General features: G+C 65.7%; 13 protein-coding genes. All 13 read left to right on the forward strand.

The genetic code is table 11. The features are described from left to right. Positions 1-82: 82 nt before the first annotated feature. The 13 genes from scpB to hflX all read left to right on the forward strand — a co-directional run bounded on the left by scpB (position 83) and on the right by hflX (position 13,907). Complete coding sequence (scpB, locus tag BLW48_RS17785) at positions 83-1,000, forward strand: SMC-Scp complex subunit ScpB (protein ID WP_093176650.1); 918 nt, start codon at positions 83-85, stop codon at positions 998-1,000. Further along, positions 997-2,850, forward strand: a complete 1,854-nt coding sequence (locus tag BLW48_RS17790; RefSeq protein ID WP_093176652.1) for a pseudouridine synthase — start codon at positions 997-999, stop codon at positions 2,848-2,850. Before scpB ends, BLW48_RS17790 begins: the two co-directional genes overlap by 4 nt. Positions 2,851-3,003: 153 nt before the next feature. Continuing rightward, the gene (gene ndk / locus BLW48_RS17795; RefSeq protein ID WP_093052220.1) at positions 3,004-3,429 is read left to right on the forward strand and encodes a nucleoside-diphosphate kinase; all 426 of its coding nucleotides are present in this window, start codon (positions 3,004-3,006) and stop codon (positions 3,427-3,429) included. Between the two features lie 21 nt (positions 3,430-3,450). Next, positions 3,451-4,599 carry a dual-specificity RNA methyltransferase RlmN gene (rlmN, locus tag BLW48_RS17800; protein WP_093052217.1) on the forward strand — a complete coding sequence of 383 codons (1,149 nt, stop codon included), beginning with the start codon at positions 3,451-3,453 and terminating at the stop codon, positions 4,597-4,599. Between the two features lie 4 nt (positions 4,600-4,603). Then, a complete protein-coding gene (gene pilW / locus BLW48_RS17805) occupies positions 4,604-5,458 on the forward strand; it encodes a type IV pilus biogenesis/stability protein PilW (RefSeq protein ID WP_093052215.1) in 855 nt (284 codons plus the stop codon). Further along, positions 5,451-6,410, forward strand: coding sequence for a helix-turn-helix domain-containing protein (locus BLW48_RS17810; protein ID WP_093176654.1), 960 nt, complete (start codon positions 5,451-5,453; stop codon positions 6,408-6,410). Before pilW ends, BLW48_RS17810 begins: the two co-directional genes overlap by 8 nt. Further along, complete coding sequence (gene ispG / locus BLW48_RS17815) at positions 6,407-7,684, forward strand: flavodoxin-dependent (E)-4-hydroxy-3-methylbut-2-enyl-diphosphate synthase (RefSeq protein WP_093176655.1); 1,278 nt, start codon at positions 6,407-6,409, stop codon at positions 7,682-7,684. The genes BLW48_RS17810 and ispG overlap by 4 nt, the downstream gene beginning before the upstream one ends. Before the next feature lie 15 nt (positions 7,685-7,699). Beyond that, positions 7,700-9,010, forward strand: a complete 1,311-nt coding sequence (gene hisS / locus BLW48_RS17820) for a histidine--tRNA ligase (protein WP_093052206.1) — start codon at positions 7,700-7,702, stop codon at positions 9,008-9,010. A 6-nt stretch (positions 9,011-9,016) separates the two neighbouring features. Next, positions 9,017-9,709 (forward strand): YfgM family protein, encoded by a 693-nt coding sequence (locus BLW48_RS17825; RefSeq protein ID WP_093176657.1) that lies wholly within the window; start codon positions 9,017-9,019, stop codon positions 9,707-9,709. A 7-nt stretch (positions 9,710-9,716) separates the two neighbouring features. Next, positions 9,717-10,859: an outer membrane protein assembly factor BamB gene (bamB, locus tag BLW48_RS17830; protein WP_093052200.1), complete on the forward strand. Its 1,143-nt coding sequence runs from the start codon at positions 9,717-9,719 to the stop codon at positions 10,857-10,859. 57 nt (positions 10,860-10,916) lie between these two features. Continuing rightward, the gene (gene der, locus BLW48_RS17835) at positions 10,917-12,260 is read left to right on the forward strand and encodes a ribosome biogenesis GTPase Der (protein ID WP_056598124.1); all 1,344 of its coding nucleotides are present in this window, start codon (positions 10,917-10,919) and stop codon (positions 12,258-12,260) included. 164 nt (positions 12,261-12,424) lie between these two features. Then, on the forward strand, positions 12,425-12,670 hold the full coding sequence (gene hfq, locus BLW48_RS17840; RefSeq protein WP_012747311.1) for an RNA chaperone Hfq: 246 nt from the start codon (positions 12,425-12,427) through the stop codon (positions 12,668-12,670). Between the two features lie 55 nt (positions 12,671-12,725). After that, positions 12,726-13,907 (forward strand): GTPase HflX, encoded by a 1,182-nt coding sequence (gene hflX, locus BLW48_RS17845; RefSeq protein ID WP_093078099.1) that lies wholly within the window; start codon positions 12,726-12,728, stop codon positions 13,905-13,907. Positions 13,908-13,973 lie beyond the last annotated feature (66 nt).

A 13,973-nucleotide genomic window follows, 5' to 3' on the forward strand; every position in this document is an offset into this window, starting at 1 on the left:
TTGCCGCGTGCCTGCAGCGCCTACTCCTTTCATCCTTCTGAACAAGCGTCCCTGAGGCGCCTTTTCCCGGATAACGCGAACCATGAATACGGCGGATGCCAAGCGCATTCTCGAAACCGCCTTGATCTGTTCGAGCCAGCCGTTGCCGGTGCGCGATATGCGCGTGCTGTTCGACGACGAACTGGGTGTGGACACCATCAAGGTGCTGTTGCTTGAACTGCAGGAAGACTGGGCGCAACGCGGCCTGGAGCTTGTGAGCGTCGGCAGTGGCTGGCGCTTCCAGAGCCGGCCGGAGATGCGCGACCACCTCGACCGCCTGCACCCCGAGAAGCCGCCGCGCTACACGCGCGCCGCACTCGAGACGCTGGCCATCATTGCCTATCGGCAGCCGGCCACGCGCGGCGACATGGAAGACATCCGCGGCGTCACGATCAACTCGTTGATCCTCAAGCAGTTGGAAGATCGCGGCTGGGTCGAGGTCATCGGCCACCGCGAAACGGTCGGCCGACCGGCGCTGTATGCAACCACGCGCCAGTTTCTTGACGACCTGGGCCTTGCCTCGCTCGATCAGCTCCCGCTGATCGAGACGCCCGCGCAGCAGGCCGCGCTGGTCGATGCGCTCGAACGGGCGTCGGGTGAGCAGCAGGGGCTGCCTATCGATGCCGTGCCGGAGGCTCAAGCACTGGCCGAGGGCGATGCGGATGCATCGGCGATGGCAGAGCTGGAGCCCGCCGCAGCCGAAGCCGAAGTGACTGAAGCGGAGCAGGAAGTCGCTGCCTCGCAGCAAGACGAAGAAGTGCCGGCAGAAGAGCCCGCCGTCGTCGACATGGCGCCAGAAGTCGCCGAAGAAGCGGTCGAAGCCGCCGAAGCGCAGTTTGCCGAGAACGCGGCAGACACCGAATCCCCCGCCGAGCCCGCCCAGGCGCCGTCGCCAGAACCCGATGCCCCGTCCCAGGACGAGGCCGACCCTCACGCTCCCTCTCCCGGAAAAACCTCATGAGCACAACCGACACCGAAGACGCGGCGATGCTGCCGGCCGAGCCCGAAGTCAAAAAGAAGAAGAGGGCGACCACGCCCAAGAAGGCTGCGGTTGATGCTATTGAATCGGTAGCGCCAGAGGTCATGGCGCAGGAAGTCGCCGCACCGGCAGAGGCTGAAGCACCCAAGAAGCCACGCGCGCCCCGCAAGAAGAAGCCAGTGGAGCAGGACGAGGCTTTGGTGTCGCCTGGTGCGGAGCCGCCCGAAGTGGCTGAGCCAAAAGCCGCTGCTGCTGTCGCCGCCGAGGAAGCCCCGATTGCCGTCGCCGCTGCCGCAGAAGAAGTTCGTGAGCCTGCGCCGGTAGAGGCCGCCTCCCAGGCAACTCAGCCCGAACAAGTCGATCGCATCCACGACCAGGACGACGAAGAGCGGGACGAAGACGAAGAAGAGCCCGACGAGGAAGAAGACGACCTCGACCGTGCCCGCCGCGCCGCCGAGCGCGAGCAGCGCAATGCGTTGCCGCCCGAGCCGATCCGCTTCGCGGACGTCATCTCCGGCCAGTTCGATGCCGACGAAGAAAGCCCCGAAGTCCCGCCGCTCAAGCGCGTGCTGCTGCCCGAGGCCGATTCGCCCAAACTGCACAAGGTGCTGGCGCAGGCCGGCCTCGGCTCGCGGCTCGAAATGGAGCAGCTGATTCTCCAGGGCCGCATTTCCGTCAACAACGAGCCGGCCCACATCGGCCAGCGCATCCAGTTCGGCGACCAGGTCAAGATCAACGGCAAGCCGATCCGCTACCGCATCGCGCCTCCGCCGCCCCGCGTGATCGCGTACCACAAGCCCGTGGGCGAAGTGGTCACGCATGACGATCCGCAGAACCGCCCGACCGTGTTCCGCAAGCTGCCACGCCTGCAGCAGGGCAAGTGGCAGTCGGTCGGCCGTCTCGACCTGAACACTGAAGGCCTGCTGCTGTTCAGCAGTTCCGGCGACTTGGCCAATCAGCTCATGCACCCGCGCTTTGGCCTGGAGCGCGAGTACGCGGTGCGTGTGCTGGGTGCGCTCACCAGCGAAGAAAAGCAGAAGCTGCTCGACGGCGTGCGCCTCGACGACGGTATGGCGCAGTTCGGCACCATCGAAGACGGTGGCGGCGAGGGCTCGAATTGCTGGTACCGCGTGACCATTTCCGAAGGCCGCAACCGCGAAGTGCGCCGCCTGTTCGAGTCGGTGGGCCATGCGGTCAGCCGGCTGATCCGCATCCGCTACGGTGCCATGGTGCTGCCGCGCGGCCTGAAGCGCGGTGCCTGGATGGAGCTCGACGAGCGCGACATCCGAGCGCTGTTCCAGGCCTCCGGTGGCGCGGCTGCCCGGCCCGGTCCGCAGCAGCAGCGCGGCCCCGGGCAAGAGGGCGGTGGCGGCAATGGCCGCAACGGGCGCAACAAGAAGCGCCGGGGCAACCGCAATGGTGGCGGTGGTGGCCAGCCGCCGCGCGACATGCGCGATGCACGCGACGAGGGCGGACGCGAAGCGCCGATTCCGAATCCGTTGGGCGATGGCCGTCCGCCGCGCGGCGACCGGGGTGCCCGCCCCAATCGTGGCGGTGGCAATGGCGGCCCGCCCCAGGGGCAAGGACGCCGTGGCAACAGCGGCAACCGCCAGGGCGGCGGCAATCGCCAGCAGGGCGACGACCGTCAACCGAGCGGCGCCAATCAGCCCGATCCGATGAAGACCTCGTTGGGGTACATCGGTGCCGACAGCTTCTCGCGCCAGCGCAAGGAGCAGCGCGGAGGCCCGCGTCGTGGTGGAGGCGGGGGCGGTGGTGGCGGCTTCGGCGGTCAGGGCGGCCAAGGCGGCGGCGGACGCCGTCGCGGGCGCTGAAAGCCAGCCGTCGGAGCGCGGCCTTTCGCGGGGTTTTCACCAATCCGCAAGGCTGCGCCGGTTAAAATCAGAGGCTTTGTCGACATGTGACGCAACAAATTCGTTGCAGTTGTGACAAAACACTTCAAAATCAAAGCTCCAGGAAGCATTTCAATGGCTATCGAACGTACCCTCTCCATCATCAAGCCCGACGCAGTTGCCAAGAACGTCATCGGCAAGATCGTTTCCCGTTTTGAAGCTGCTGGCCTCAAGATCGTTGCCGCCAAGCTGGTGCACCTGTCGCGCAACGAAGCCGAACAGTTCTACGCCGTGCACAAGGAGCGTCCTTTCTTCAAGGACCTCGTCGAGTTCATGATCTCGGGCCCCGTGTTCGTGCAAGTGCTCGAAGGCGAAAACGCCATCGCCAAGAACCGTGATCTGATGGGCGCCACCGACCCCAAGAAGGCAGCCGCCGGCACCATCCGCGCCGACTTCGCTGACAGCATCGACGCCAACGCCGTGCACGGTTCGGACGCTGCCGAAACCGCAGCGAACGAAGTCGCTTTCTTCTTCGCCGGCCTCAACGTCTACGCACGCTGAAGCCGCATCTCGACCGATTCCATGACCACGGCCAATCTGCTCGACTTCGATCTCGAGGGGTTGGCTGCGTTCTGCGAAAAACTCGGCGAGAAAAAATTCCGCGCCACGCAGCTGTTCCGCTGGATTCACCAGCGTGGCGCCAGCGACTTCACCCAGATGACCGATCTGGCGAAGTCGCTGCGCGAGAAACTCGCGACCACTGCGCGCGTGGAGGCCCTGCCGGTCATCACGCAGCACGAATCCAAGGACGGCACGATCAAGTGGCTGTTCGATGTCGGTGACGGCAATGCCGTCGAAGCCGTATTCATTCCCGAGGACGACCGTGGCACCTTGTGCGTGTCGTCCCAGGCCGGCTGTGCGGTCGGTTGCCGCTTTTGCTCGACCGGGCATCAGGGCTTCAGCCGCAACCTGAGCACGGGCGAAATCGTCGCCCAGCTCTGGTTTGCCGAACACTTCCTGCGCAAGCACCTGAAGCGCGACGAGCGGGTCATCTCCAACGTGGTGATGATGGGCATGGGCGAGCCGCTGCAGAACTATTCCGCGCTGGTGCCCGCGCTGCGCACCATGCTCGACGACAACGCCTACGGGCTGTCGCGCCGCCGCGTGACGGTGTCGACCTCCGGCGTGGTGCCGATGATCGACCGCCTGGGCGCCGATTGCCCGGTGGCCATGGCCGTTTCGCTGCATGCGCCGAACGACGCGCTGCGCGACGACCTCGTGCCGCTCAATCGCAAATACCCGATCGCCGAACTGATCGAGGCCTGCAAGCGCTATCTGGCGCATGCGCCGCGCGATTTCATTACCTTCGAATACTGCATGCTGGATGGCGTGAACGACCAGCCCGAGCATGCGCGGCAGCTCGTCGAACTGGTGCGCACGCACGGCATCTCGTGCAAGTTCAACCTGATTCCTTTCAACCCGTTTCCGGCCTCGGGTCTGCTGCGTTCGCCGCAGCCGCGCGTGCTGGCATTCGCCAGGACGCTGAGCGAAGCTGGTCTCGTGACCACCGTGCGCAAGACGCGCGGCGACGACATCGACGCCGCCTGCGGCCAGCTCGCCGGCGACGTCAAGGACCGCACCCGCGCGGCCGAGCGCATGGCCCAGCGCCGTGCAACCGAGCGCCCCGTTGTTTTGCATCCGGTCCGCAAGGCCGCCCCCCAGGAGCATTGAACTGATGAGCATGGTCATTCCGACGACGACCGCGAATGTGCAGCGGATGCTGACTACAGGTTTCGCGGGTGTCGCCGTGGCATTGCTGCTTGCGGGCTGCGTGAACACGCGCACCACCACCACCAGCCTGGCCGACACCAGTTCGGGCAAGGGGACCGAGGTGGTCACCGAATCCGACGAGTCCAGCCGGCAGCGCCGCGCGCGCCTGCGCATGGAACTGGCCGCCGGCTATTTCGAGCATGGCCAGACCACCGTCGCGCTCGACGAGATCAAGCAGGCGCTGGTCGCCGACCCCAATAACGCCGACGCCTACAACCTGCGCGGCCTGGTCTACATGCGGCTCGACGACGCCGGCATGGCCGAAGACAGCTTCCGCCGTGCCATCGCCATCAATCCGCGCGACCCCAACGCACGCCACAACTACGGCTGGCTGCTGTGCCAGCAGAACCGCTATGGCGATGCGGCTGCGCAGTTCACCGAGGCACTGGCAGTGCCGAGCTATGCCGACCGCGCCAAGACGCTCATGACGCAGGGCGTGTGCGAGCTCAAGGCCGGGCAGCGCGTGCAAGCCGAGCGCAGCCTCATGCAGGCCTACGAGATCGACGCCGGCAATCCGGTTGTTGGCTTCAACCTTGCTTCGGTGCTGGCGCAGCGCGAAGAATGGTCGCGCGCGCAGTTCTACATTCGCCGCGTCAACAACAGTGCCTCGGCCAGCGCCGAGACGCTCTGGCTCGGCATCAAGATCGAACGAAAGCTGAACAACCGCGAGGCAGTCGCGCAGTTGGGAGGCCAACTGCAACGACGCTTCCCCCAGTCGCGGGAGGCAACAGCGTACGAGCGCGGGAATTTCAATGACTGATCGGGTTTCGGAGTTCGGCACTTCCGCAGCGCTGCCGCTGGAAGAAGGCGACATCACGCACAAGACCGCCGGCGACCTGCTGCGCGAAGCGCGCGAGGCCCATGGCCTGCACATCGAGATGGTGGCGGCCGCCCTCAAGGTGCCGCCGCAGAAGCTCATGGCGCTTGAAGCAGACGACATTGCCTCGCTGCCGGACCCGGTCTTCGCTCGCGCCCTGGCGAGCAGTGTCTGCCGTGCTTTGCGCATCGACCCGGCGCCCGTGCTTGCGAAGCTGCCCAGCACGCAAAGGGTGTCGCTGGCCGAGGCCGACCGGACCCTTCGGACGAACATCACCTCGGGCACGCCGCGCTGGAACAGCAGCGGACGCTCCAGCGGACTGCCTTCGCGCGGGTTGCTGATCGTGGTGCTGGTGCTGCTGGTTGGCGCGGCTGCGTTGTTCTGGTTGCCGCAATCGGTGTTCGACCAGATCAGTGCTTCCGTGTCGCGCCTGACGGCGCGCAGCGAGGCCGATGCGGAATCGGCGCCCGCGAACGGACCGGCTTCGGCCAGCGCAACTGGCGCCGTGGCCGAAACGGTGCCCTCGCAGGCTGTGGCACCGAGCGCTCCGGTGGGCCAAGCGCCCGCCGCAGTCGCTGCCAATGCGCCATCTGCCCCCGCGGCGGTTGCGGTTGCCCCCGCCGCTCCCATGGCGACTGCCGCAAGCGCAAGCAGCCAGCAACTCGTTTTCGTGGCACGTGAAGAGTGCTGGATCACCGTAACCGAAGCCGGCGGCAAGCAGTTGCTGCGTCGCAGCCTGCAGGCCGGCGAAACGGTCGGCCTGTCGGGCGCGCTGCCACTGTCGGTGGTGGTGGGCCGTGCGTCGGCGGTCGATGTGCAGGTAAGCGGCAAGCCTTACGATCTGACGCCTGTCACGCGCGGCGGTGGCGTGGCGCGCTTCGAGGTGAAATCGTGACCGACTGCTATCCCGATCCCATTCCATCGGCGGCGCCCAAGGCGCGCCGCTCGCGCCAGTCCAGCGTGACCTGGGGCTCGCGTGTGGTCACGGTGGGCGGCGACGCCCCCGTGCGCGTGCAGTCCATGACCAACACCGACACCGTGGATGCCATCGGCACCGCGATCCAGGTGAAGGAGCTGGCCATCGCCGGCTCGGAAATGGTCCGTATCACAGTCAACACGCCCGAAGCCGCGGCGCAGGTGCCCTACATCCGCGATCAGCTCGATCGCATGGGCATCGACGTGCCGCTGATCGGCGACTTCCACTACAACGGCCACCGTCTGCTCACCGACTATCCGGCCTGCGCCGAAGCGCTGAGCAAGTACCGCATCAACCCCGGCAACGTGGGCAAGGGCGACAAGCGCGACCGCCAGTTCGGCCAGATGATCGACGCGGCCATGCGCTGGAACAAGCCGGTGCGCATCGGCGTCAACTGGGGCAGCCTCGACCAGGAACTGCTCGCCAGCCTGATGGACACCAACAGCCAGCGCGCTGAGCCGTGGGACGCCAAGCAGGTGATGTACGAGGCGCTGATCACCTCGGCCATCGAGTCCGCGAAGCTCGCCGAATCGATGGGCATGGCCGGCAACCAGGTCATCCTGTCGTGCAAGGTGAGCGGTGTGCAGGACCTGATCTCGGTTTACCGCGAGCTGGCCCGCCGCTGCGACTATGCGCTGCACCTGGGCCTCACCGAGGCCGGCATGGGCACCAAGGGCACGGTGGCATCGGCCACGGCGCTGTCGATCCTGCTGCAGGAGGGCATCGGCGACACCATTCGCGTGTCGCTCACGCCGCAGCCGGGCGAGTCGCGTACGCAGGAGGTGGTGATCGCCTCCGAAATCCTCCAGGCATTGGGGCTGCGCGTGTTCGTGCCCAGCGTTACGGCCTGCCCGGGCTGCGGCCGCACCACCAGCACTACTTTCCAAGAGTTGGCCAAGCAGATCGACGACTATCTGCGCATGCAGATGCCGGTCTGGCGCAAGAAATATCCGGGCGTCGAGACGATGAAGGTGGCCGTCATGGGCTGCATCGTCAACGGCCCTGGCGAGAGCAAGCATGCCGACATCGGCATCAGCCTGCCCGGCACCGGCGAGGCGCCCGCCGCGCCGGTCTTCATCGACGGCGAAAAGGCACTCACGCTGCGCGGCGACAATATCGCCAACGAGTTTCACCAGCTCGTCGAAACCTACATCGAAAAGCGCTTCGGCGGCGAACACGCTGTCGCGGCCTGACACCTCCGCAGACTCATGGCTGAAAAATTGAATGCCGTCAAAGGCATGAACGACATATTGCCGCCCGAATCGGCGCGCTGGGAATGGCTCGAGGCCACCGTGCGCGATCTGATGGGGCGCTATGCGTACCGTAACGTCCGCACGCCGATCCTCGAGCACACGGCGCTGTTCGTGCGCGGCATCGGCGAAGTGACGGACATCGTCGAGAAGGAGATGTACTCCTTCCACGACCGTTCGGACAAATACGGCGACAACGACCACCTGACGCTGCGCCCCGAGAACACCGCCGGCATCGTGCGGGCCGCGATCGAGCACAACATGCTCTACGACGGCGGCAAGCGCCTGTGGGCCATCGGGCCGATGTTCCGGCGCGAGAAGCCGCAGCGCGGGCGTTTCCGGCAGTTTCACCAGATCGACGTCGAGGCGCTGGGCTTTGCCGGTCCCGACGTCGACGCTGAATTGATCCTGCTCGCGAGCGCGCTCTGGAAGGCGATCGGCCTGACCGACGTGCGGCTGGAACTCAACAGCCTTGGCCAACCGGCAGAGCGGGCGCAGCACCGTGCCCAGCTCATCGCGCACTTCGAGGCACATGCCGACAAGCTAGACGAGGACGGCAAGCGCCGCCTGCACAGCAACCCGCTGCGCATCCTCGACACCAAGAATCCGGCGATGAAGGACGTGGTCGAGTCGGCGCCGAGACTGATGGATTTCCTCGGTGCCGAATCGCTGGCGCACTTCGAGGGGTTGAAGGCCATCCTCGATGCCAACGGCGTTGCCTACACCATCAACCCGCGCCTCGTGCGCGGCCTCGACTACTACAACCTCAGCGTGTTCGAGTTCGTGACCGACCGGCTCGGCTCGCAGGGCACGGTGTGCGCCGGCGGCCGCTATGACGGCCTGTTCGAGCAACTCGGCGGCAAGCCTGCGCCTGCAGTGGGATGGGCGATCGGCGTGGAGCGCGTGCTCGACCTCATGAAGGAGCAGGGCACCCAGATCCCGGTACGGGCCCCCGATGTCTATGCCGTCGTGCCCGATGCTTCCGCCATGCCGGTGGCGCTGCGCACGCTGCAGCAGTTGCGTGACGCCGGCGTGCGTGTGCAGATGCACGCCGCCACGGCGGATGGCCTCGGCAGCTTCAAGTCGCAGTTCAAGCGGGCCGACAACAGCGGCGCCACCTACGCCCTGATCTTCGGCGCCGATGAACTTGCACGCGGCGAAGTGACTCTCAAGGCGCTGCGCGACGGAAGCGGCGCGCAAACCTCCCGGCCACTTGCTGAAGTGGCCGCCTGGGCCGCCACCCTACAATCGCCGGCTCCCAACAACTGACAGCGCATGGCAACCCATCTCGATCTCGAAGAACAGGAACAGCTCGACCAGCTCAAGCATTTCTGGAATACATACGGCACCCTGATCACTTCGGTCGTGCTGCTCGTCGCTGGCGCCTTCGTGGCCTGGAACGGCTGGCAATGGTATGGCCGCAACAAGGCGGCGCAGGCCTCGTCGCTCTACGACGAGATCGAGAAGACGGCGCAGGCGGGCGACCCGGCACGCATCGCTCTCGTGCTCGACGACATGAAGAAGCGCTTCGCCGGCACCGCCTACGCGCAACAGGCCGGCCTGCTGGTCGCCAAGACGCTGTACGAGAAGGGCAATGCCGCAGGCTCGAGCGCCGAGCTCGAATGGGTCGCGCAGAATGCCATCGACCCCGGCTACAAGGCCATCGCCCGGCTGCGGCTGGCAGCTGAACTGCTCGACAGCAAGTCTTACGACGATGCTCTCAAGCAGCTCGACGGCAGCGTGCCCAAGGAATTCGAACCGCTGGTAGCCGACCGCAAGGGCGACATCTACCTGGCTCAAGGCAAGCGCGCTGAAGCACAGACCGAATACCGCAAGGCGTGGACCGGCCTTGGCGCCACCTCGGACTATCGCCGTCTGGTTGAAATCAAGCTCAACGCGGTCGGTGTCGATCCCAAGAGCCTGGCGCCCGTCGTCACCGTTACCCCCGCAGCCCCCAAAACTCCCTGACCGCATCATGAATTTCAAGCGTTTCATGCCTGAATCGACCGCCCTGCGTGCGGGATCAGCTCTTGTTTTGGTCGCGTTTCTCGCCGCCTGTTCTGGCACCAGCAAGCCGAAGCCGGCCGAGCTGCCTGCCAACCCGGCCCTGATGGGCGTGCGCCAGGCCTGGACTGTGCGCATCCCCGATGTCCAGTTCCCGCTCAGCACCGACGTCAGCGGCGACACGGTTACCGTGGCTGGCAGCGACGGCACGGTGGTCGCCATCGACGCCCGTGCTGGCCGCGAAACCTGGCGCGTCAGCGCCGGTGCTCCGCTGGCTGCAGGTGTTGGCAGCGACGGGTCGATGGCCGCGGTCGTCACCACCAGCAACGAGCTGGTCGCCATCGAGAACGGCAAGGTCCTGTGGAAGCAGAAGCTCTCGGCCCAGGCTTTCACCGCACCGCTGGTGGCAGGCCGCCGCGTGTTCGTGCAGACCGCCGACCGCAGCATCAGCGCTTGGGACGGCCAGAGCGGCCGTCGCCTCTGGATCCAGCAGCGCGCCGGAGAAAACCTGGTGCTGCGCAAGTCGGGCGTGCTCATCGCCGTGGGCGACACGCTGGTGGCCGGCATCGGCGGCCGTCTGGTCGGCATCAACCCCGCCAACGGCACCTCGCGCTGGGAGTCGCCCATTGCGGCTCCGCGCGGCACCAATGACGTGGAGCGCCTGGTCGACCTGACCGGCAGCGTGAGCCGCTTTGGCGACACGGTTTGCGCCCGCGCTTATTACGCCAGCGTCGGCTGTGTTGAAACCGTACGCGGTTCGCTGGTCTGGAGCAAGCCGGCTTCGGGCGCGGACGGCGTCAGCGGCGACAGTGGTTTTGTCTATGGCACAGAGTCCGACGGCAGCGTCGTGGCCTGGCGTCGTGCCGATGGTGAACGCGCCTGGCAGATGAGCCGCTTCAAGAGTCGCAACCTCACCGCACCGCTGGCCGTGGGCCGTTCGCTGATCGTCGGCGAAGACACCGGCACGCTGCATTTCGTCTCGCGCGAAGACGGTGCGCTGCTCAATCGCATCACGCCCGATGGCTCGGCCATCACCGTCACGCCGGTACTGGCCGGCAACACGGTCGTGGTGGTGACTGCCAAGGGTGGCGTTTTTGGCTATCGCCCTGAATAACTTTTCTTTCTTTTTCCAAGGCCCGACCATGAATACCGAGCCATCGAAAGGCCGGCCATGAAGCCGGTCGTGGCCCTGGTCGGGCGGCCCAACGTTGGCAAATCGACCCTCTTCAACCGCCTGACCCAGACGCGCGACGCCATCGTCGCCGACTTCGCCGGACTCACGCGCGACCGTCACTACGGCAACGGCCGCTTGGGCAAGCACGAGTTCATCGTGATTGACACCGGCGGCTTCGAGCCTGACGCGGGCAGCGGTATCTACAAGGAAATGGCCAAGCAGACTCGGCAGGCCGTGGCCGAGGCCGACGTGGTGATCTTCGTGGTCGACGCTCGTGAGGGCCTCTCGGCTCAAGACCACGACATTGCCAACGAACTGCGCCGCCTTGGCAAGCCCTGTGTGCTGGCGGCCAACAAGGCCGAGGGCATGCACGACGGCACCAAGCTGGTCGACTTCTACGAACTCGGCTTCGGCGACGTGCATGGCGTGTCGGCTGCGCACGGGCAGGGCATGCGCGACCTTGTCGAGCTTGCGCTGGAGCCGCTGAACCTGCCTGATCCCGACGACGAGACGGACGAGGACGAGGTCAACAAGCCGATCAAGCTGGCCGTGGCCGGCCGGCCCAATGTGGGCAAGTCCACGCTGATCAACACCTGGCTGGGTGAAGAGCGCCTGGTGGCCTTCGACATGCCGGGCACCACGCGCGACGCCATCTCCGTGCCTTTTGAGCGAAACGGCCAGCGCTTCGAGCTGATCGACACGGCCGGCCTGCGCCGCAAGGGCAGGGTGTTCGAGGCGATCGAGAAGTTCTCGGTGGTCAAGACGCTGCAGGCCATCGAGTCGGCCAATGTCGTGCTGCTGCTGCTCGACGCCACGCAGGGCGTGACCGACCAGGATGCGCACATTGCCGGCTACATCCTCGAGAGTGGCCGCGCGGTGGTGATCGCCATCAACAAGTGGGACGCGGTCGACAGCTACCAGCGCGAGCAGATCCAGCGGCAGATCGAGACCCGGCTGCCGTTCCTGAAGTTCGCGGCGCTGCATTTCATCTCGGCCATCAAGCGCCAGGGCCTGGGCCCGGTGTGGCAGGCGATTGCGCAGGCCCACAAGTCGGCCACGCGCAAGATGTCGACCCCGGTGCTGACACGCCTGCTGCTGGAGGCGGTGCAGTTCCAGGCGCCCAAGCGTGGCGGCATGTACCGCCCCAAGCTGCGCTATGCGCATCAGGGGGGTATGAACCCGCCGGTGATCGTGATCCACGGGAATTCGCTGGAGCATGTCACCGACGCTTACAAGCGCTTCCTCGAGGGGCGCTTCCGCAAGGAATTCGACCTTGTGGGTACCCCCTTGCGCATCGAGTTCAAGAGCTCGCACAATCCATTTGCCGACAAGGACGATTGAGGGAGCTTGGCCGCCGATGGCGGCCAATGAGTTGCAGCAGGAGTGGAAGTTCCGCCTTTTGAGAACCGTTATTTTCTCAAGGCTTTTGACCCCGATTGCTGCAGCGCAGAAACCCTGTGTTAAGGTCATCTCTCCAACAACTACTCTTGAACACGGAGAATATCGTGAGCAATAAAGGGCAACTTCTGCAAGACCCGTTTCTGAACACCCTGCGTCGTGAGCACGTGCCGGTTTCCATTTATTTGGTGAACGGTATCAAGCTGCAGGGCCAGATCGAGTCTTTTGACCAGTACGTCGTGTTGCTTCGCAATACGGTGACGCAAATGGTCTACAAGCACGCCATTTCCACCATCGTGCCGGGTCGTGCCGTCAACTTCTCGGCTGCCGAGAACGACGACGCCGCAGCCTGATCGCGCGGAGCGCGGCAGCTCTGCTGCCGCGCTTTTTCCCAATTTCTGATCCCGCTTGTCTGAACTGATCCCCCGCCAGGAAGGCGCCGCCGTTCTCGTCGGCGTCGATTTCGGGCTGCCCCATTTCGACAGCGAACTCGAGGAACTCGGCCTGCTTGCGCAGACCGCGGGCCTGACGCCCGTCGCCCGTCTTGCGTGCAAGCGCAAGGCGCCCGATGCGGCATTGTTCGTTGGCAGCGGCAAGGCCGAAGAAATCAAGGAGCTGGCTGCCCTGTACAGGGCGAGCGAGGTCATCTTCGACCAGGCCCTGAGCCCCGCGCAGCAGCGCAACCTCGAGCGCCAGCTCGACGTTGCCGTCTACGACCGGACCTTCCTCATCCTCGAGATCTTCGCCCAGCGCGCGCGTTCGCACGAAGGCAAGCTGCAGGTCGAGCTGGCTCGCCTGCAGTACCTGAGCACGCGGTTGGTCCGCCGCTGGTCCCACCTGGAGCGCCAGACCGGCGGCGCCGGGGTGCGCGGCGGCCCGGGTGAAAAGCAGATCGAGCTCGACCGCCGGATGATCAGCGAGTCGATCAAGCGCACACGCGAGCGTCTCGCCAAGGTGCAGAAGCAGCGCGGCACGCAGCGCCGCCAGCGCGAGCGCCGCGAGACCTTCAACATCTCCCTGGTGGGCTACACCAACGCGGGCAAGTCGTCGCTGTTCAATGCGCTGGTCAAGGCCCGCGCCTATGCGGCCGACCAGCTGTTCGCCACGCTCGATACCACCACGCGCAACCTCTACCTGGGCAATACCGAAGATGGACGGAGGCGGCAGGTATCGATCTCCGACACCGTGGGCTTCATCCGCGACCTGCCGCACGGCCTGGTCGATGCCTTCAAGGCCACGCTGCAGGAGGCGGTCGACGCCGACCTGCTGCTGCACGTGATCGACGCCTCCAACCCGCATTACCCCGAGCAGATGGCCGAGGTGCAGGCGGTGCTGCGCGAGATCGGTGCCGACACCGTTCCGCAGCTTTTGGTATTCAACAAGCTCGACGCCCTTGAAAGCGCGCAACATCCGCTGCATCTGCAGGACGAGATGGAAATCGACGGCGTGCAGGTCCCCCGCATCTTCCTCAGCGCCAAGAGCGGCGAGGGCGTGCCGCTGCTGCGCGCCGAGCTCGCCCGGCAGTCGGGTTCCGTAGCCGATACGATGACCCCTGGGGCAAACGCTGAATTGCACGATGCAGCCGATTGATTGGGCACAATCCCGCCACTGACAAGAGAACGAAGCGAATGAATTCAAAGCCAGCGCGGAGAGGGT

This window comes from Variovorax sp. YR266, assembly GCF_900107295.1.
Classification (GTDB): domain Bacteria; phylum Pseudomonadota; class Gammaproteobacteria; order Burkholderiales; family Burkholderiaceae_C; genus Variovorax.